Origin of the sequence: Stutzerimonas stutzeri, from assembly GCF_024448895.1 — a bacterium.
GTDB lineage: Bacteria > Pseudomonadota > Gammaproteobacteria > Pseudomonadales > Pseudomonadaceae > Stutzerimonas > Stutzerimonas stutzeri_Q.
The window spans coordinates 133,548-152,493 of record NZ_JAMOIC010000004.1; the positions used below are offsets into that span (position 1 = coordinate 133,548).

Consider the following 18,946-nt stretch of genomic DNA (forward strand, 5'->3'; position numbering starts at 1 on the left):
TTAGCATGCCATTCTGGGTAGAGCTTTTGGTAAGCGCGTTCCTGATCATCGGCAGTGCGTTCGCGCTGGTGGGGGCAATCGGGTTATATCGGCTCCCCGACTTTTTCACGCGGCTACATGGCCCGACTAAAGCGACCACGCTTGGTGTGGGGGGAATCGTGATTGCTTCGATGATCTTCTTCAGCAATCGGGGTGATGGCCTCAGTCTTCATGAAGTGCTGATCACACTGTTCTTGTTCCTGACAGCGCCCGTCAGCGCCCATGTGCTGGCAAAGGCCGCGATGCAACAGAAGCTGCCTTGCACTGCCCGGACGCGAGGCAAGCCATGGGATTGAGCCGCAGGCTCAGCCTCGTCGACTCAGATGACGATGCTGCTGGGCGAGGGTTGGTGTTCATTGGCTTGTGACAGCTGTTTGATCATGGCTTGCTGCAGGCGCATGCACAGCTGAGGGTCCGACAGTGGTTCGTTATCCGCGTTGGTTACGAAGAAGACGTCCTCCACCCGTTCTCCTAAGGTGGCGATTTTGGCGTTCTGCACCGACAGGTCGAAATCTAGAAAAAGCTGGCCGATACGCGCCAGCAGCCCCGGCCGATCTGGTGCGATGACCTCAATGATCGTCTGCGGGCGCTGCATGTCGTTATGAATGGTGACCTGCGGTGGGAAAGCGAAATGCTTGAGTTGGCGCGGTACGCGTTTCTGGATGATGTTCAGGTAGTCGTCCGGATTGCGGAGCGCGTTGATCAGGCCCTGGCGGATCTCCTCCGTACGAACCGGATCGTTCCCGATCGGTGACCCGTCCGCATCCAACACGATGTAAGTATCGAGAGTGAATTGACTGCTCGAGGTGATAATTCGGGCGTCGTGAATGTTCAGGTTCAGCTGATCCATGGCCGCCACTGTCACCGCAAAGAAGTCATGCTGGTCTGGTGCGTAGATGAATATCTGCGTGCCGCCCTCGAACTCGCGTTGCGTGGTTTCCTTGATCAGAACCAGCGGCCCACCATCACTGGGATGCTCGATGATGGCTTCGGTGTGCCAAGCGACGTCGGTGGAGCTGTGACGCATGAAGTAGTCATCCCCAAGCTGCGCCCAGAGCTGTTCGGCGTCGTCGGGGTCCGTACCGTTGCGTACAAGATTGTCCAAGGCGGCGCGCTGTGTCTGGCGTATCTGCTCCTCGCGTCCCAGTGGGTTTTCCAGCCCTCGCTTCAATGCTCGTTTGGTTTCGGTGTACAGCTGGCGTAGCAGACTCGCTCGCCATGAATTCCAGAGCGTCGGATTGGTTGCATTGATATCGGCAACGGTCAGCACGTAGAGATAATCAAGATGAGTTTCATCGCCCACCAGCTGGGCGAAATCGTTGATCACTTGCGGGTCCGACAAGTCTTTTCGTTGTGCGGTCGTGGACATCACCAAGTGGTTTTCCACCAGCCACACCACCAGTCGGGTATCCCATGCGGGAAGCTTGTGGCGTGTGCAGAACTCCTGTGCATCCACCGCCCCCAGTTCCGAATGGTCGCCGCCACGGCCTTTGGCGATGTCGTGATACAGCCCCGCGATGTAGATGAGCTCCGGCTTGGGCAGCCGTTCCACCAGTTTGCTGGCCAGTGGGTACTTCTCGGCCACTCCAGGTTTGCTCAGCTTCCGCAGGTACTTGATGACGTTGAGCGTATGGGCGTCGACCGTATAGATGTGGAAAAGGTCGTGCTGCATCTGCCCGACGATATGGCCGAACTCGGGAAGGTATCGGCCAAGGATGCCGTAACGATTCATGCGGCGCAGGTTGCGATGGATGCCTTCCTTGCACTTGAACAGCTCGATAAACAGGCTGGTGTTGCGGATGTCGCTTCGGAAATCATCGTCGATCAGATGGCGGTGGTCGCGCAAAAGCCTGATGGTCTCCGCTCGCACGCCCTGGATCTCGGGGTGTTGCGCCAGCAGAACGAAGATTTCCAGAATCGCGAAAGGCCGGCGTTTGAACACCGAGTCATCGGTCACTTCGAGATAGCCGTCGCGTACCAGGAAGCGGCTGTTCAGTGGCGCCGCAGGCCCGCTATCGCCCTCCCACAGAATGACTTCGGCGAAATGCTGACCTACCAGGTCGCTGAGCTCCGAGATGCTCATGACCACCCGGTAATATTTTTGCATGAAGCGCTCGATAGCCAATTTGGCGTCACTGTCTTCATAGCCGAGCAGCGCTGCAAGACTGCGCTGATGGTCGAACAGCAGGCGATCCTCTGCACGACCAGCCAGCATGTGCAGGCCATATCGAACACGCCAGATGAACTCCTGGCCGGCGACCAATAAGGAATATTCGCCCTCGGTAAGGAATCCCTGGTCGACGATGGCGCTCAGGTTGAGGCTGCAGAACTGTCGCCGGGCGATCCACAGGATCGTCTGTATGTCGCGCAGGCCTCCTGGCGAGCCTTTGACGTTCGGCTCCAGGTTGTACTCGGTGTTGTTGTATTTGGCGTGGCGGGCTGCTTGCTCGTTACGCTTGGCAAGAAAGAACTCCTTGCTTGGCCACATTTCCGAGGGGCTTGTAACCTTCAGCATGTTCTGGCGCAGGCGCTCGGGGCCCGCGATCGTGCGGCTTTCCATCATGTTGGTGATGACTGTCAGGTCCGCGCGAGCCTCTTCCGCGCACTCCTGAACAGAGCGTACGCTCTGACCGACCTCCAGTCCGATATCCCACAGTAATGTCAGAAAGCCTTCGATGGCGTCGCGGAAGATTTCCTGGTCGTTGTTATCCAGCAGGATAAGCAGATCAATATCGGAGTAAGGATGCAGCTCACCCCGTCCATAGCCCCCGACTGCTACCAGCGCGATCTCGGCGTCGCTGTTCCAGTCGAAACGCCCCCAGGCGGCGCGAAGGATCTGATCGACAAACCAGGCGCGGCCCTCGATGAGTTTGCGGATGTCCTCGCCTTCCAGGAAGCGCGCGTCGAGCACTTCCCGAGCATTCCGGATGACCTTCTTAAAAGCGGCGATGGGGCTGGCCTTGAGTGCCAGCTCAGCCTGAAACTGGCTACGATCGAACAGTTCGGAATCAAGCTGAGGCATGCCGGCCCTCCATCAGGACATCAAAAATTAGGGCGAAGTACGGGGGATGGTGTCATCGCTGCGAAGTGTGAAGATTTCATAGCCGTCAGCGGTCACTACGAGGGTGTGTTCCCACTGGGCGGACAGCTTGCGATCCTTGGTGATGGCTGTCCAGCCGTCACCGAGCAGGCGGGTTTCCGACCGGCCCTGGTTGATCATGGGCTCGATCGTGAAGGTCATGCCTTCTTTTAGCTCCAGCCCGGTTCCAGCTCGGCCGTAATGGAGGATCTGCGGCTCTTCATGAAAGACCTTGCCGATGCCGTGGCCGCAGTATTCGCGGACGACCGAGAAGCCGTTCTTCTCGGCATGCTTCTGAATCACCTCGCCGATGTCCCCAAGGCGTGCGCCTGGGCGGACCATCTCGATACCCTTATAAAGGCACTCCTGCGTGACCTTGCAGAGGCGTTCAGCCCACTCCGGCGCTTTACCGACAAGGAACATCCTGCTGGTGTCGCCGTGGTAGCCGTCCTTGATGACGGTGATGTCTATATTGAGAATGTCGCCATCCTTTAGCGGTTTGTCATTGGGGATGCCGTGACAGACCACGTGATTGATCGACGTACAGATGGATTTCGGGTAGCCCTTGTAGTTGAGAGGGGCGGGTATAGCCTGCTGAACGTTGACGATGTGGTCATGGCAAATGCGGTCCAGCTCTTCGGTGGTCACGCCCGGCTTTATATGTTCGCCGATCATCTCCAGCACTTCGGCAGCCAGGCGGCCGGCAACGCGCATTTTTTCGATGTCTTCAGGCGTCTTGATGGAAACTGTCATGCAACCCTCTTGGCGCCATGAAGCGCAGGCGGAAATAATAAAGGCGCAAATGATAAACCAAAGAACTGGTTGGCTGCAGGCGGGCCTGGTGGTCTATGGCGCTGGTCATCGGCCCTCAAGGCTGTCCGCGCTAGCCTCTGCCACTTCTTTGTGCTATAAAACGCGCCGCTCAGCGGGACTACCTGCCGAGCTTGACCCCACACACGTGTCGACACGGTATCCTGGGTGCTCGCAAGAGTTGGATATCGGGACGCGTGGAGGCCTAACCCGACTTATCTGAGGAAGTCTCATGTCTCAAGTCACCATGCGCGATATGCTGAAGGCCGGTGTGCACTTCGGCCACCAGACCCGTTACTGGAACCCGAAGATGGATAAATACATCTTTGGCGCGCGTAACAAGATTCACATCATCAACCTTGAAAAAACCCTGCCGATGTTCAACGACGCGCTGCGTTTCGTTGAGAAGCTGGCTGCGGGCAAGAACAAGATTCTGTTCGTCGGTACCAAGCGTTCCGCTGGCAAGATCGTTCGTGAAGAGGCCGCTCGTTGCGGTTCACCGTACGTCGATCATCGCTGGTTGGGCGGCATGCTGACCAACTACAAGACCATTCGTGCCTCGATCAAGCGTCTGCGTGAGCTCGAAACCCAAGCTCAGGACGGCACCTTCGAGAAGCTGACCAAGAAAGAAGCCCTGATGCGCACCCGTGATCTGGAAAAACTGGATCGCAGCCTGGGTGGTATCAAGGATATGGGCGGTCTGCCGGACGCGATGTTCGTTGTAGACGTCGATCACGAGCGCATTGCTATATCTGAAGCCAACAAGCTGGGCATTCCAGTTATCGGCATCGTTGATACCAACAGCAGCCCGGAAGGCGTCGACTACATCATCCCCGGTAATGATGATGCCATCCGCGCTGTGCAACTCTATCTGGGCTCCATGGCAGACGCTGTAATGCGTGGTCGTCAGAACAACGCTGGCGGTGCTGACGAGTTCGTTGAAGAAGCAGCTGCTGAGACCGTTCAAGGCTGAGCGCACCTGCCGCCTAGCTGATACCCGTTGAACAGAAAGGGGGCTATGCCCCCTTTTTGCCACTTCCGAATTGATCGTCCGATTGATGGGCGATGATCGAAAATCGAATCGAGAGGATTTGCGAACATGGCAGAAATTACTGCAGCCCTGGTTAAAGAACTGCGCGAGCGGACTGGCCAAGGCATGATGGATTGCAAAAAAGCGCTCACCGCTGCCGGTGGCGATATCGAGAAGGCCATTGACGATATGCGCGCTGCGGGTGCCATCAAGGCAGCCAAGAAGGCCGGCAACATCGCCGCTGAAGGCTCTATCGCCGTTAAAGTTGCTGATGACAGCAAGCGTGCCGTGATTATCGAAGTCAACTCGCAGACCGACTTCCTGGCCCTGCAGGACGACTTCAAGAATTTCGTCAATAACAGCGTTGAGAAAGCCTTCTCCGAGAAGATGACCGATGCGGCGCCGCTGATTGCTGCGCAGGAAAGTGATCGCGAGGCGCTGGTCGCCAAGTGTGGCGAGAACGTCAATATCCGTCGCCTTACTACCGTTGAGGCTGATCTGGTTGGCTCTTACCTGCACGGTCACCGCATCGGTGTTCTGGTTGCCCTGAAGGGTGGCAGTGTCGAGCTGGCAAAGGAAATCGCCATGCACGTTGCGGCCAGCAACCCGCAGTTCCTGAATCCATCGCAGGTTTCGGAAGAAGCCGTCGCGAAGGAAAAGGAAATCTTCCTGGCACTAAACGAAGACAAGATCAAAGGCAAGCCGGCAGAAATCGTCGAGAAGATGGTTGCCGGTCGTATCAGCAAGTTCCTTGCTGAGGCGAGCTTGGTCGAGCAAGCCTTCGTCAAGGATCCCGATGTCAAGGTTGGCGAACTGGCTAAGAAAGCTGGTGCCGAGATCGTGTCCTTCGTTCGTTACGAAGTAGGCGAAGGCATCGAGCGCGCAGAAGTCGACTTCGCTGCCGAAGTTGCCGCGCAGGTCGCTGCTACCAAGCAATAAGACGCTTCTGCTGTCCTCGAAGAGGCTGCCCGCTCACGCGTGCGGCCTCTTTGTCGGACTGGGGGGCGGAAATGTTTTTTGCCACGCTATAGTCATCGCCTGGCACCAACTCGTCACTGCGCTGTCATAGCGCAGATATTTTTCTGGCAGCAAGGCCAGTCCAGTCATACAAACGCCGCAGGAGAGACAACGCCAATGGCTCAGCAGATGAGTGCACGCAATCCTCGCTATAAACGCATTCTGCTCAAATTAAGTGGCGAAGCCCTCATGGGGTCGGAAGACTTCGGCATCGATCCAAAGGTCCTCGATCGCATGGCCCTGGAAGTTGGTCAGCTGGTTGGCATTGGGGTAGAGGTAGGCCTGGTCATCGGCGGCGGTAATCTGTTTCGAGGCGCAGCGCTGTCGGCAGCCGGCATGGATCGGGTTACTGGCGACCACATGGGAATGCTGGCGACGGTCATGAACTCGCTGGCCATGCGTGACGCTCTGGAGCGCTCGAACATCCCCGCGCTGGTTATGTCGGCAATCTCCATGGTTGGCGTGACCGACCATTACGACCGCCGCAAGGCGATGCGACACCTCAAGACCGGGGAGGTGGTGATCTTCTCGGCCGGTACCGGCAACCCATTCTTTACCACCGATTCCGCAGCTTGTCTGCGCGCCATCGAGATTCACGCCGACGTCGTGCTCAAGGCGACAAAGGTCGATGGCGTATATACGGCTGATCCGTTCAAGGACCCCAATGCCGAAAAATTCGAGCAGCTGACTTATGATGATGTGCTTGATCGCAAGCTCGGCGTCATGGATCTGACTGCCATCTGCCTGTGCCGCGACCACAACATGCCGCTGCGGGTGTTCAACATGAACAAGCCCGGCGCTTTGCTCAATATCGTGCTTGGCGGCGCTGAAGGAACTCTGATCGAGGAGCATAAACAATGATCAACGATATCAAGCAAGACGCGCAGGAGCGCATGAAGAAGACCGTGGAATCGCTTGGGCATGCATTTGCCAAGATTCGAACCGGACGTGCCCATCCAAGCATCCTCGATAGCGTGATGGTCTCCTATTACGGAAGCGATACCCCGCTACGTCAGGTCGCCAACGTGACTACCGAGGACTCAAGGACCTTGGCGCTGACTGTTTTCGACCGGAGCATGATACAGGCGGTCGAGAAGGCAATCATGACGTCGGACCTGGGTTTGAACCCTGCGACTGCTGGCACCACCATTCGCGTGCCTATGCCCGCCCTGACCGAGGAGACTCGAAAGGGGTATACCAAGCAGGCTCGTGCAGAAGCCGAGAATGCTCGTGTCGCAGTGCGTAACATTCGTCGTGACGCCATCGCGCAGTTCAAGGATCTGGTGAAGGAAAAGGAAATCAGCGAAGACGAGGAACGCCGCGCCCAGGACGACGTTCAAAAGCTGACCGACAAGTACGTTGCTGAAATCGACAAAGCGCTTGAAGTCAAGGAAAACGACCTGATGGCCGTTTGATGTTGCTGTGCCGGACTTCGTCCGTACTGCTCACGTCGGAGCGCGCCGCATCCGTGAGGGTTCAGGCGCGAGGGGCTAACCAGCCGTATCCCCGGAAATTGCCGCTGGCGATTTCTCCTATTGTTCGCAGCGTGATTGAGCGCAGGTAGAGTCGTTTCATGGAAAAGGTCAGGCAGATTGCCGGGCGGAATGTACCCCGTCACGTCGCAGTCATCATGGATGGTAACAACCGCTGGGCGAAGCGACGACTCCTGCCTGGCGTAGCAGGGCACAAGGCGGGCGTCGATGCGGTGCGAGCCGTCATTGAAGTCTGCGCCGAGGCTGGCGTCGAGGTGCTGACACTGTTCGCGTTCTCCAGCGAGAACTGGCAGCGTCCTGCTGAAGAAGTCGGTGCCCTGATGGAGTTGTTCCTGACCGCTCTGCGTCGGGAAGCGCGCAAGCTCAATGAGAATGACATCAGCCTGCGCATCATCGGTGATCGTTCTCGTTTTCACCCTGAACTGCAGATCGCGATGCTCGAAGCAGAGGAAATGACTGCGGGTTCTGGTCGCTTCGTGCTTCAGGTGGCCGCCAACTATGGCGGTCAGTGGGATATCGTGCAGGCCGCCCAGCGCATGGCTCGAGAGGCGCAAGAAGGTCGTCTCAACCCCGACGAAATTACGCCGGCCATGTTCCAGGGGTATCTCGCCACTGGAGATATGCCGTTGCCGGATTTGTGTATCCGTACCGGCGGCGAGCGTCGTATCAGCAACTTTCTTCTATGGCAGCTGGCCTATGCCGAGCTGTATTTTTCGGACCTGTTCTGGCCCGACTTCAAACACGATGCCATGCGAGCTGCGCTTGCCGATTTCGCCAAGCGGCAGCGGCGTTTTGGCAAGACTGGTGAACAGGTCGAGACGGAGGTCCGTGCCGAATGCTGAAACAACGAATCATCACCGCCGCCATCCTTTTGCCAATCGCGCTGGTTGGGTTCTTTCTGCTGGAAGGTCTAGCGTTTGCCCTGTTCATAGGCGTGGTGGTGGTTCTAGGCGCCTGGGAGTGGGCGCGTCTGGCGGGGATGGCTGCGCAGCCTGCACGAGTTGGTTACGCGTTGGTCGTGGCGGCGTTGCTGGTCCTGCTCTATCAGCTTCCCGCACTAGCTCCATGGCTACTTTCGCTGAGCGTAATCTGGTGGCTGATAGCAACTGCCCTGGTGCTCACTTATCCAGCGAGTCAGCGTCATTGGGGTGGCCGCTTCGGCAGCTTGTTGATTGGGTTGCTTATTCTGCTGCCCTCCTGGCAGGCGCTGGTTTTGCTCAAGCAATGGCCTCAGGGCAATTGGCTGATCGTGGCAGTAATGGTGCTGGTCTGGGCTGCCGACATTGGTGCGTATTTTTCTGGCAAAGCGTTGGGGCGGCGCAAGCTGGCTCCGCAGGTCAGTCCGGGCAAGAGCTGGGAGGGGCTGGTTGGAGGCCTCATCACCAGCCTGCTGATTACGCTTGCTGTGGGGCTGTATCACGGCTGGCTACCTAGGCAGCTCACCCTTGCCCTCCTTGGCGCTGTACTGGTTGTGGTCATCTCGGTGGTGGGAGACCTGACCGAGAGCATGTTCAAGCGCAGTTCTGGCATCAAGGACAGTAGCCAGCTATTACCAGGTCACGGTGGTGTAATGGATCGTATCGACAGTCTTACCGCCGCTGTGCCGGTATTCACCGTCCTGCTATGGCTTGCAGGCTGGGGCACCTGGTGAGCAATCCTCTACAGGTCACCATCCTGGGCGCCACTGGCTCGATCGGGTTGAGCACGCTGGACGTCATTGCGCGGCATCCCGAGCGTTATCAGGCATTTGCGCTCACGGCGTTCAGCCGTATTGCCGAGCTGCGTACTCTATGTCGGCTGCACCGACCACGCTATGCAGTAGTGGACGATGGCGCTAGCGCCCGAGAATTGCAGACCCAGCTGGATAGTGACGGAGTCAAGACTCGCGTACTGGCTGGTGAGGGTGGGCTAAGCGAGGTGGCTGCTCATCCAGAGGTCGACGTGGTGATGGCGGCGATAGTCGGTGCAGCCGGTTTGCGTCCCACTCTAGCCGCCGTTGAATCCAGTAAACGGGTGCTGTTGGCGAACAAGGAGGCGCTGGTCATGTCCGGCGCGCTGTTCATGCAGGCCTTGCGAGAGAGCGAGGCTGTCCTTCTTCCAATTGATAGTGAGCACAACGCGATCTACCAATGCTTGCCTGGCAATTACTCAGACGGGCTTCGTAATGTCGGTGTCAGACGTATCCTGCTGACGGCATCAGGCGGGCCGTTCCGTACGTTACCTGTTGAGCAGCTTGAATCCGTTACGGTCGACCAGGCCTGTGCGCACCCGAACTGGTCTATGGGGCGAAAGATATCCGTCGACTCCGCCAGCATGATGAACAAGGGCCTCGAACTTATCGAGGCGTGCTGGTTGTTTGATGCGCGACCGGATCAGATCGAAGTGGTGATTCATCCGCAAAGCGTCATACATTCGATGGTTGATTACATCGACGGCTCCGTTCTGGCTCAATTGGGCAATCCCGATATGCGCACCCCGATAGCACATGCGCTTGCATGGCCCGAACGTATCGACTCAGGCGTGTCTGCGCTTGATCTTCTACAGACGGGTCGCCTGGATTTCGAGGCGCCTGATCAGCAGCGGTTTCCGTGTTTGCGCATTGCGCGACAAGCCGCTAAAGAAGGCGGGACTGCGCCTGCCATGCTAAACGCGGCGAATGAGATCGCGGTGGATGCCTTCCTGAATGGTCGCATTCGCTTCACTGAAATCGCGAGTATCATCGAAGACGTCCTTGATCGAGAGGCGACGGTTCCGGCTCGCTGCCTGGCCGATGTGTTTGCCGCCGATGAGCGAGCTCGCGCTTTGGCCGCGAGCTGGCTACAGAATCGGAATCGCTAACGGCTTGAAACGCTTCGGCGGCAGCGCCGCAATGAGGCAACGAGCCGACCCGGTTTACGGGTACCTAAACGGCCTTTCGGGGCAGGGGAAACTATGAGCGCGCTGTACATGATCATCGGTACCCTGGTGGCGCTGGGGGTATTGGTTACCTTTCACGAGTATGGGCATTTCTGGGTTGCGCGTCGTTGCGGGGTCAAAGTATTGCGGTTCTCCGTAGGTTTCGGCCGTCCGCTGTTTCGCTGGTATGACCGTCAAGGGACTGAATTCGTACTGGCGGCGATTCCGCTGGGCGGGTACGTGAAAATGCTCGACGAGCGCGAGGGTGATGTTCCCTCGGCGTTACTCGATCAAACCTTCAATCGAAAAACCGTAAAACAACGCTTCGCTATCGTGTCGGCTGGACCACTGGCCAACTTCCTGCTTGCTTTGGTGTTCTTCTGGGCCCTTGCGATGCTCGGAACGGAGCAGATTCGCCCAGTAGTGGGTGCTGTCGAGGTTGACAGTCTTGCCGACCGCGCAGGCCTGACTGCCGGGCAGGAAATCATCGAGATTAACGGTAAGCCAACTAATGGCTGGTCTGAAGTAAATCTCCAGCTGATCCGGCGCTTGGGCGAAACTGGCTCGCTTGAGATGCTGGTCCAGGACGGTGAGGGTGGGCAGCCGCGGCGGCTGCAGCTTGAACTGAAAGATTGGCTTAAAGGCGCTGAAGAGCCCGACCCGATAGGTTCGCTGGGAATCCGGCCCTGGCGGCCTGTTATCGATCCGATCGTTGCCCAGTTGGATCCGGAAGGCCCTGCTCAGGCAGCGGGGGTGCGTCTAGGTGATCGACTCGTCAGTCTTGATGATCAACCGCTGAGTGAGTGGCAGCAGGTGATTGATCGTGTCAGACCTCTCGGCGGTCAGTCCGTTAGCTTGCAGATTGAGCGTGAAGGTCAGGTTATCGATCTGCCTGTAGAGCTGGCCGAACGTGGTGAGGGTAACGAGCGGCGGGGTTATTTGGGGGCAGGCGTTTCCGGGGGGCGAGTGGCCGGCGGAAATGCTTCGGAACGTCAGCTTCGGGCCTTTTGAGGCGGTCGGTGAAGGGCTGCGTCGAACCTGGACGATGAGCATATTGACGCTCGATTCGTTGAAGAAAATGCTCTTTGGCGAGCTCTCGGTAAAAAACTTGAGCGGCCCGATAACCATTGCTAAAGTGGCGGGCGCTTCTGCACAGTCCGGCGTGGGCGATTTCCTCAACTTCCTCGCCTACCTGAGCATTAGCCTTGGAGTACTCAATCTATTGCCTATCCCGGTCCTGGATGGTGGGCATCTGCTCTTCTATCTAGTCGAGTGGGTCCGTGGACGTCCGCTTTCGGACAGGGTTCAGGGCTGGGGAGTACAGATCGGTATCAGCCTGGTTGTTGGGGTGATGCTGCTTGCGTTGGTCAACGACCTTGGCCGCCTTTAATCGCCATATACCTTGATGTAGCTGCGCTAAGCGCAGGTTCAATTATCAGGTTTGAAAAGAAAGGACTTCATGAAACGTCTGCTGCTACCTGCGGTTATTTCCGCACTGATGATTGCCGAAGTTCACGCCGAGTCCTTCACCATCTCCGATATACGTGTCAATGGTCTTCAGCGGGTTTCAGCTGGCAGCGTCTTTGGCGCGCTGCCTTTGAACGTTGGTCAGACTACTGACGACAGCCGTCTAGTGGACGCTACCCGCTCACTGTTCCGTACCGGATTTTTCGAAGATATCCAGCTCGGTCGCGAAGGCGACGTGCTGGTGATCAATGTAGTGGAGCGACCTTCGATTTCGGGCATCGAAATCGACGGCAACAAGGCGATCAAGACCGAAGACCTGCTTTCCGGTCTGCAGCAGTCGGGTCTGGCTGAAGGCGAGATATTCCAAAGGGCCACGCTCGAAGGCGTGCGTAATGAACTGCAGCGTCAGTACGTGGCTCAGGGACGTTATTCCGCCACTATCGAAACGAAGGTCGTTCCGCAGCCGCGCAATCGCGTTGCATTGAGGATCGAGATCAACGAAGGCTCGGTCGCGGCGATCAAGCATATCAACGTGGTCGGTAATTCCGTTTTCCCGGATGAAGACCTGACCGACCTGTTCGAACTCAAGACGAGCAACTGGCTGTCGTTCTTCCGGAACGATGATAAATACGCGCGTGAAAAACTCTCCGGTGATCTGGAGCGGCTGCGTTCCTATTATCTGGATCGCGGCTACATCAACATGGATATCACCTCAACTCAGGTATCCATCACGCCGGATAAGAAAGACGTTTACGTCACAGTCAATATTGCTGAAGGCGATCGCTACACGGTCAGCGACGTCAAACTTAGCGGCGATCTCAAAGTCCCGCAGGAGGACCTTCAGTCGCTGCTACTCGCCAAGGAAGGTCAGGTCTTCTCGCGCAAGGTGATGACTACAACTTCGGAACTGATCACTCGCCGGCTGGGTAACGAAGGTTACACTTTCGCCAACGTCAACGGTGTGCCTGAAACCAACGACGAAGATAACACTGTCGCGATCACCTTCGTGGTCGACCCGGGCAAGCGGGCTTACGTCAATCGAGTCAACTTCCGTGGCAATACCAAAACCGAAGACGAAGTATTGCGACGCGAGATGCGTCAAATGGAGGGAGGCTGGGCCTCCACCTATTTGATCGATCAGTCCAAGACGCGTCTCGAGCGTCTGGGCTTCTTCAAGGAAGTAAACGTCGAAACGCCGCAGGTTCCTGGAACCGACGACCAGATCGACGTGAACTACAGTGTCGAAGAGCAGCCGTCCGGTTCGATCATGGCCAGCGTCGGTTTTGCGCAGAATGCCGGCCTTATTCTCGGCGGCTCCATTAGCCAGAACAACTTCCTGGGCACGGGCAACCGTGTCAGCCTGGGTCTGACGCGCAGCGAATATCAGTCGCGTTATAACTTCGGCTTTGTGGATCCCTACTGGACCGAAGACGGCGTCAGCCTGGGTTATAACGCTTTCTACCGAACTACCGATTACGACGAACTGGACTACGACGTGTCTAGCTATTCGGTCGACAGCCTCGGTGGCGGCGTGAATATTGGTTATCCGATCAGCGAGACATCTCGCCTGTCGTTCGGTCTGTCCGCGCAGCAGGACACCATTGATAGCGGCCGTTACACCGTCGACGAAATTTTCAACTTCATTGAACAAGAGGGCGATAGCTACCTCAACTTCAAGGCTTCCGTAGGCTGGTCCGAGTCCACTTTGAACCGTGGTGTACTGGCGACGCGGGGTCACTCACAGAGTCTCTCGCTGGAAACCACCATTCCGGGCAGCGATCTCTCGTTCTATAAGCTGGATTACAACGCCCAGTTGTTCCTGCCGGTAACCAAGACTTACACCATGCGTCTCCACACTCAGTTGGGTTATGGCGATGCATATGGGTCGACGTCAAGCTTGCCGTTCTATGAACACTATTATGCAGGGGGCTTCAACTCGGTTCGTGGCTTCGAAGACAGCAGTCTAGGCCCGCGGAGTACGCCAAGTCGCGGAGTAGCGGTAACCGGCAATGAGGGTACTCTTGCCGACCCGGATCAGGACCCGTTGCCCTACGGCGGTAACGTGCTGATCCAGGGTGGTTTGGAGCTTCTGTTCCCGATGCCGTTCGTCAAAGATCAACGTTCGCTGCGGACTTCGGTATTCTGGGACGTCGGTAACGTCTACGATACAAATTGTCCGACGGCCTCTGATAAGTGCAGCGATATCGACATCGGGGACATGGCCAGTTCGGTTGGCGTTGGCCTGACCTGGATCACTGCCATGGGCCCCTTGAGCTTCAGCCTGGCCATGCCGGTCATGAAACCGGACGACGCAGATACTCAAGTCTTCCAGTTCTCGCTTGGCCAAACCTTTTAATCATCTGGGGCAACGCTCCAGTGCCTATACGAAGAGTGGTAAATACTGTGCGTAAGTTGACCCAATTGCTTGTTGTTGCCGTTACCTTGGTGGCAACCCCCGCTTTCGCTGAAATGAAGATTGCGGTAATGAATTATCAAATGGCGCTGCTTGAATCAGATGCTGCCAAGCGTTACTCCGTCGATGCGGAGAAGAAGTTCGGCCCACAACTTGAGAAGCTAAAAGGTCTGGAGAGCGATGCCAAACGTATCCAGGATCGACTGGGTAAAGATGGCGACAAGATGCAACAGGCTGAGCGTGAGCGTCTGGAGTTGGAATTTAAGCAGAAGGCACGTGACTTTCAGTTCCTCTCCAAGGAGTTGAACGAGTCCAAGGCCGCAGCGGATCGCGACATGCTCAAGCAGCTAAAGCCGAAACTGGACAAGTCTGTAGAAGACGTCATCAAGAAAGGCAATTTCGATCTCGTCCTAGAGCGCGGTGCCGTGGTTGATGTCAAACCGCAATTTGACATCACCCGCCAGGTCATCGAGCGCATGAATCAGCAGCGTTGATGAGCAGTATTGTCTATACACTCGGCGATCTGGCCAAGCAATTAGGCGCTGAGCTGCGCGGAGATGCCAGTCTGCGGGTAACCGGGCTGGCGACGCTGCAAGACGCAGGCCGCGAACACCTCAGCTTTCTGGCCAATGCCCAGTACAGGAGATTTCTAGCCGATACACAGGCTGGTGCCGTGCTGTTAACAGCCAAGGATGCCGAGGATTATGCGGGCGTCGCGCTCATCGTTGCGAACCCGTATCTCGCTTATGCGCGTCTTTCGCACCTGTTCGAGCGGCGGCCCCTTGCTGCTATCGGCATCCACCCAAGCGCTATTGTTGATCCGTCTGCGGACGTAGATCCCAGTGCGCGCATTGGTGCCCAGGTGGTGATCGAGGCTGATGCGTGGATTGGCCCTGACGTCGAGATCGGTTCCCAATCGGTGGTAGGTGCGAGGTCGCGCATTGGAGCGGGTGGACGTCTGGCCGCTCGGGTCACGCTCTGTCATGACGTGATCATCGGCGAGCGGGTCGTCATTCAACCGGGCGCGGTCATTGGCGGGGAAGGTTTCGGTTTTGCTAACGAGCGTGGTAGTTGGGAGAAGATCGCTCAGCTGGGCGGCGTTCGGATTGGCGACAATGTCGAGATTGGCGCCAACACCACCATCGATCGCGGCGCTATATCGGACACCGTAATCGGTAACGGCGTTAAGCTTGATAACCAAATCATGATCGCGCACAACGTCCAGATTGGTGATAACACGGCAATGGCTGGCTGCTCGGGCATCTCCGGAAGTACCAAGATCGGCCGAAACTGCATGATTGCCGGAGGGGCCGGACTCGTCGGTCATATTGAAGTCTGCGATAACGTGTTCATCACCGGCATGACTATGGTTACTCGATCCATCACCGAACCTGGCAGCTATTCTTCCGGAACGGCCATGCAGCCTGCCGCCGAATGGCGCAAGAGTGCCGCTCGGATTCGCCACCTCGACGACATGGCTCGCCGTCTGCAACAAGTGGAAAAACGCCTGGCTTCCGTGACCCCGGGCGGGGATGCGTCTTCTGATGGCTGAACCTGCAGTCTGATCGCCCCTCTCCGAGGCTTCGCCATCGGGTTGCTCGGTCGTCGTGCCGAGCTGGCTCCCATACTCCTTACGGGCTTTTTCTTCATATGATGGATATCAACGAAATTCGCGAATACCTTCCCCACCGATACCCGTTTCTGCTGGTTGATCGTGTGGTGGAGCTTGATACGGAAGCCAAGCGTGTTCGCGCTTACAAGAATGTCACCATCAACGAGCCGTTCTTTAACGGACATTTCCCTCAGCACCCGATTATGCCGGGCGTCTTGATCATTGAAGCCATGGCCCAGGCAGCCGGACTGCTGGGTTTCAAGATGATGGGTGCAAAGCCTGCTGATGGCACTCTTTACTATTTCGTCGGCTCAGACAAACTGCGTTTTCGCCAGCCAGTCGTGCCTGGCGACCAGCTGACGCTGGAGGCGTCCTTCATCAGCGCCAAGCGCGGAATCTGGAAATTCGACTGTCGTGCCAGCGTTGACGGCAAGCCGGTTTGTTCGGCTGAAATCATTTGCGCGGAACAGAAGATATGAGTTTGATCGACCCTCGAGCCATCGTCGATCCAGCGGCCCGACTGGCGGATGACGTGCAGGTTGGGCCTTGGTCGATAATCGGGCCGGAGGTCGAGATAGGCGAGGGAACGGTGATCGCATCCCATGTGGTCATCAAGGGACCAACCCGTATAGGTCGACATAATCGGATCTTCCAGTTCTCCTCGGTTGGTGAAGATACGCCCGACATGAAGTACAAGGGCGAGCCTACGCGTCTTGTGATCGGTGATCACAATGTCATTCGCGAAGGGGTCACTATTCACCGCGGCACCGTACAGGATCGAAGTGAAACCACTATCGGCGACCATAACCTGATCATGGCTTATGCCCATATCGGGCACGACAGTGTGATCGCCAACCATTGCATTCTGGTCAACAACACTGCGTTGGCTGGACATGTGCACGTTGGGGATTGGGCAATTCTGTCCGGCTTCACCTTGGTTCATCAGTATTGCCATATCGGCGCATACAGTTTTTCAGGCATGGGCACAGCTATTGGCAAGGATGTCCCAGCCTTCGTGACTGTCTTCGGCAACCCAGCCGAGGCGCGCAGTATGAATTTCGAAGGTATGCGTCGCCGCGGCTTCAGTCCCGAAGCGATTCTTGCGCTGCGAAATGCTTACAAGGTTGTCTATCGCAAAGGCATGACTGTCGAGGCCGCTCTCACTGCTCTGGATGCCGAAGCCAAGCTATTTCCTGAAGTGGCGATGTTCAGAGACTCCATACAAGCCTCAAGTCGCGGCATTACCCGCTGACATGTCCAGGCCGCTGAAAGTTGCGCTAGTGGCCGGCGAAGCATCCGGTGACATCCTCGGTGCGGGGCTGATGCAGGCACTCAGGGCGCGTCACCCTGATGTGCAGTTCATTGGTATCGGCGGCGCTCGCATGGAAGCCGAGGGGCTCAGGTCCTACTTCCCTCTTGAGAGGTTGGCGGTAATGGGCCTCGTTGAGGTGCTTGGTCGTCTGCCGGAGCTGTTGGCTCGGCGTAAACGCTTGCTGGCGACCTTGCTTGAGGCGCGTCCCGATCTTTTCATAGGTATTGATGCGCCGGACTTCAATCTTGATCTGGCACTAAAGCTGCGCCGCAACGGGATCAGGACTGTCCACTACGTGAGCCCATCGGTTTGGGCTTGGCGTCAGAAGCGGGTGTTGAAGATCCGTGACGCCTGCGACCTGATGCTCACACTGTTTCCGTTCGAAGCGAAGTTCTATGACGCGCATCAGGTGCCAGTGCGTTTCGTAGGCCATCCGTTGGCCGACACCATCCCCCTGGAAGCTGATCGCTCCGCTGCGCGGGCTGCACTGAACTTGCCGCACGACGGGCTCGTTGTGGCGCTGATGCCCGGCAGCCGGGGAGGCGAGGTAGGTCGGCTCGGTGAGCTCTTTCTGGGCGCGGCTGATCGGCTTCGTGCCATGCGACCCGGCATCCGTTTCGTTGTCCCCTGCGCCAGTCCCGAGCGCCGTTTGCAGCTCGAACAGATGCTGGTAGGGCGAGATCTGCCGCTGACGCTTCTCGACGGGCGTTCCCATGAGGCGCTGGCTGCTTGCAATGCCGTATTGATTGCATCCGGTACTGCTACGCTTGAGGCATTGCTATACAAGCGTCCCATGGTAGTTGCCTACAGCGTTGCGCCGCTGACCTTCCGAATTCTTAAGCGCCTGGTAAAGAGCCCATACGTGGCCTTACCCAATCTGCTCGCCCAGCGTTTGCTGGTGCCCGAGCTCTTGCAGGATGCAGCGACGCCTGAGGCGATGGCCCAGCTGCTATCGCCGTTGTTGGATAACGGCGATATCCAGACCGAGGGCTTTGACGCCATTCATCGTACGCTGCGCTGTGACGCGTCAAGTCAGGCTGCTCAGGCGGTGCTTCAATTGGTCGAGGCGAGCTGATGCAGATTGGACTTGATTTCAACCTCGTCGAAGACCTGGTTGCGGGTGTCGACGAGGTTGGCCGCGGTCCGCTTTGTGGGCCCGTTGTCACCGCAGCCGTCATCCTCGACCCGCGACGCCCAATAGATGGGCTCAACGACTCGAAAAAGCTCACCGCGGCACGCCGCGAAGCACTGTTTGACGAGATCTGCGAGAAATCACTGGCGTGGTGTATTGCTCGCGCCGAGGTGGACGAAATCGACCAGTTGAACATTCTCCACGCGACCATGTTGGCCATGAAGCGTGCAGTAGAGGGGCTGAGCGTAACGCCGCGGCTGGCATTGATCGATGGCAATCGTTGTCCTCAATTGTCGGTGCCTAGCGCTCCGGTCATCCAGGGTGACGGTCAGGTGCCAGCAATCGCCGCGGCTTCGATTCTGGCTAAGGTCAGCCGCGATCGGGAGATGTGTGCGTTGGATCTCTGCTACCCCGGATATGGTCTCGCCACCCACAAAGGCTATCCGACCCCGCATCATCTGGATGCGCTGCGACGGCTTGGGCCGACTATCATCCATCGGCGGTCGTTCGCGCCGGTGCGCAACCTTCTTGAGCAGTTCGCGCTGACCGAATCATCGGAAAAGATCGACGCCAGCATCGGGGCCGGCCTGTTGGTGTAGCGGATTCGTCCTATCCCCACAGCACCTCTGAATCTCTTAGCTACAGCC

Annotated in this window: 17 protein-coding genes and 1 pseudogene; 16 read left to right on the top strand and 2 right to left on the bottom strand. The window is 57.3% G+C overall.

The genetic code is table 11. From position 1 onward, the window contains the following. Positions 1-5 precede the first annotated feature (5 nt). The gene (locus NA619_RS06435) at positions 6-335 is read left to right on the top strand and encodes a Na+/H+ antiporter subunit G (protein ID WP_255960960.1); all 330 of its coding nucleotides are present in this window, start codon (positions 6-8) and stop codon (positions 333-335) included. Between the two features lie 23 nt (positions 336-358). On the opposite strand, the gene NA619_RS06440 is transcribed toward NA619_RS06435, so the two are convergent. Both NA619_RS06440 and map read right to left on the bottom strand, forming a co-directional pair. After that, positions 359-3,061: a [protein-PII] uridylyltransferase gene (locus NA619_RS06440; RefSeq protein WP_255960961.1), complete on the bottom strand. Its 2,703-nt coding sequence runs from the start codon at positions 3,059-3,061 to the stop codon at positions 359-361. 27 nt (positions 3,062-3,088) lie between these two features. Continuing rightward, on the bottom strand, positions 3,089-3,871 hold the full coding sequence (gene map, locus NA619_RS06445; RefSeq protein WP_255960962.1) for a type I methionyl aminopeptidase: 783 nt from the start codon (positions 3,869-3,871) through the stop codon (positions 3,089-3,091). A gap of 289 nt (positions 3,872-4,160) precedes the next feature. On the opposite strand from map, the gene rpsB reads away from it, so the two are divergent. The 15 genes and pseudogenes from rpsB (at position 4,161) to rnhB (ending at position 18,898) form a co-directional block, all read left to right on the top strand. After that, positions 4,161-4,901, top strand: a complete 741-nt coding sequence (rpsB, locus tag NA619_RS06450) for a 30S ribosomal protein S2 (protein ID WP_255960963.1) — start codon at positions 4,161-4,163, stop codon at positions 4,899-4,901. Between the two features lie 126 nt (positions 4,902-5,027). Beyond that, on the top strand, positions 5,028-5,897 hold the full coding sequence (gene tsf, locus NA619_RS06455; protein WP_255960964.1) for a translation elongation factor Ts: 870 nt from the start codon (positions 5,028-5,030) through the stop codon (positions 5,895-5,897). Between the two features lie 195 nt (positions 5,898-6,092). After that, positions 6,093-6,836, top strand: coding sequence for a UMP kinase (gene pyrH, locus NA619_RS06460; RefSeq protein ID WP_255960965.1), 744 nt, complete (start codon positions 6,093-6,095; stop codon positions 6,834-6,836). Then, positions 6,833-7,390, top strand: coding sequence for a ribosome recycling factor (frr, locus tag NA619_RS06465; protein ID WP_255960966.1), 558 nt, complete (start codon positions 6,833-6,835; stop codon positions 7,388-7,390). The genes pyrH and frr overlap by 4 nt, the downstream gene beginning before the upstream one ends. A 158-nt stretch (positions 7,391-7,548) precedes the next feature. Continuing rightward, entirely contained in the window at positions 7,549-8,310 is a 762-nt protein-coding gene (gene uppS / locus NA619_RS06470) for a polyprenyl diphosphate synthase (protein ID WP_255960967.1), read from the top strand. Then, positions 8,304-9,119, top strand: coding sequence for a phosphatidate cytidylyltransferase (locus NA619_RS06475; RefSeq protein ID WP_255960968.1), 816 nt, complete (start codon positions 8,304-8,306; stop codon positions 9,117-9,119). The genes uppS and NA619_RS06475 overlap by 7 nt, the downstream gene beginning before the upstream one ends. After that, on the top strand, positions 9,116-10,306 hold the full coding sequence (gene ispC / locus NA619_RS06480) for a 1-deoxy-D-xylulose-5-phosphate reductoisomerase (RefSeq protein ID WP_255960969.1): 1,191 nt from the start codon (positions 9,116-9,118) through the stop codon (positions 10,304-10,306). Before NA619_RS06475 ends, ispC begins: the two co-directional genes overlap by 4 nt. A 93-nt stretch (positions 10,307-10,399) precedes the next feature. Next, positions 10,400-11,753 (top strand): annotated as a pseudogene (gene rseP / locus NA619_RS06485) (RIP metalloprotease RseP). Between the two features lie 69 nt (positions 11,754-11,822). Next, complete coding sequence (gene bamA, locus NA619_RS06490; RefSeq protein ID WP_255960970.1) at positions 11,823-14,186, top strand: outer membrane protein assembly factor BamA; 2,364 nt, start codon at positions 11,823-11,825, stop codon at positions 14,184-14,186. A 47-nt stretch (positions 14,187-14,233) separates the two neighbouring features. Next, entirely contained in the window at positions 14,234-14,737 is a 504-nt protein-coding gene (locus tag NA619_RS06495) for an OmpH family outer membrane protein (protein ID WP_255829877.1), read from the top strand. Further along, positions 14,734-15,795, top strand: coding sequence for a UDP-3-O-(3-hydroxymyristoyl)glucosamine N-acyltransferase (lpxD, locus tag NA619_RS06500; protein WP_255960971.1), 1,062 nt, complete (start codon positions 14,734-14,736; stop codon positions 15,793-15,795). Before NA619_RS06495 ends, lpxD begins: the two co-directional genes overlap by 4 nt. A gap of 98 nt (positions 15,796-15,893) precedes the next feature. Next, on the top strand, positions 15,894-16,334 hold the full coding sequence (fabZ, locus tag NA619_RS06505; RefSeq protein WP_255960972.1) for a 3-hydroxyacyl-ACP dehydratase FabZ: 441 nt from the start codon (positions 15,894-15,896) through the stop codon (positions 16,332-16,334). Beyond that, positions 16,331-17,107, top strand: coding sequence for an acyl-ACP--UDP-N-acetylglucosamine O-acyltransferase (gene lpxA / locus NA619_RS06510; protein WP_255960973.1), 777 nt, complete (start codon positions 16,331-16,333; stop codon positions 17,105-17,107). Before fabZ ends, lpxA begins: the two co-directional genes overlap by 4 nt. A gap of 1 nt (position 17,108) precedes the next feature. After that, the gene (gene lpxB / locus NA619_RS06515; protein ID WP_255960974.1) at positions 17,109-18,242 is read left to right on the top strand and encodes a lipid-A-disaccharide synthase; all 1,134 of its coding nucleotides are present in this window, start codon (positions 17,109-17,111) and stop codon (positions 18,240-18,242) included. Beyond that, positions 18,242-18,898: a ribonuclease HII gene (gene rnhB / locus NA619_RS06520; RefSeq protein WP_255960975.1), complete on the top strand. Its 657-nt coding sequence runs from the start codon at positions 18,242-18,244 to the stop codon at positions 18,896-18,898. Before lpxB ends, rnhB begins: the two co-directional genes overlap by 1 nt. Positions 18,899-18,946 lie beyond the last annotated feature (48 nt).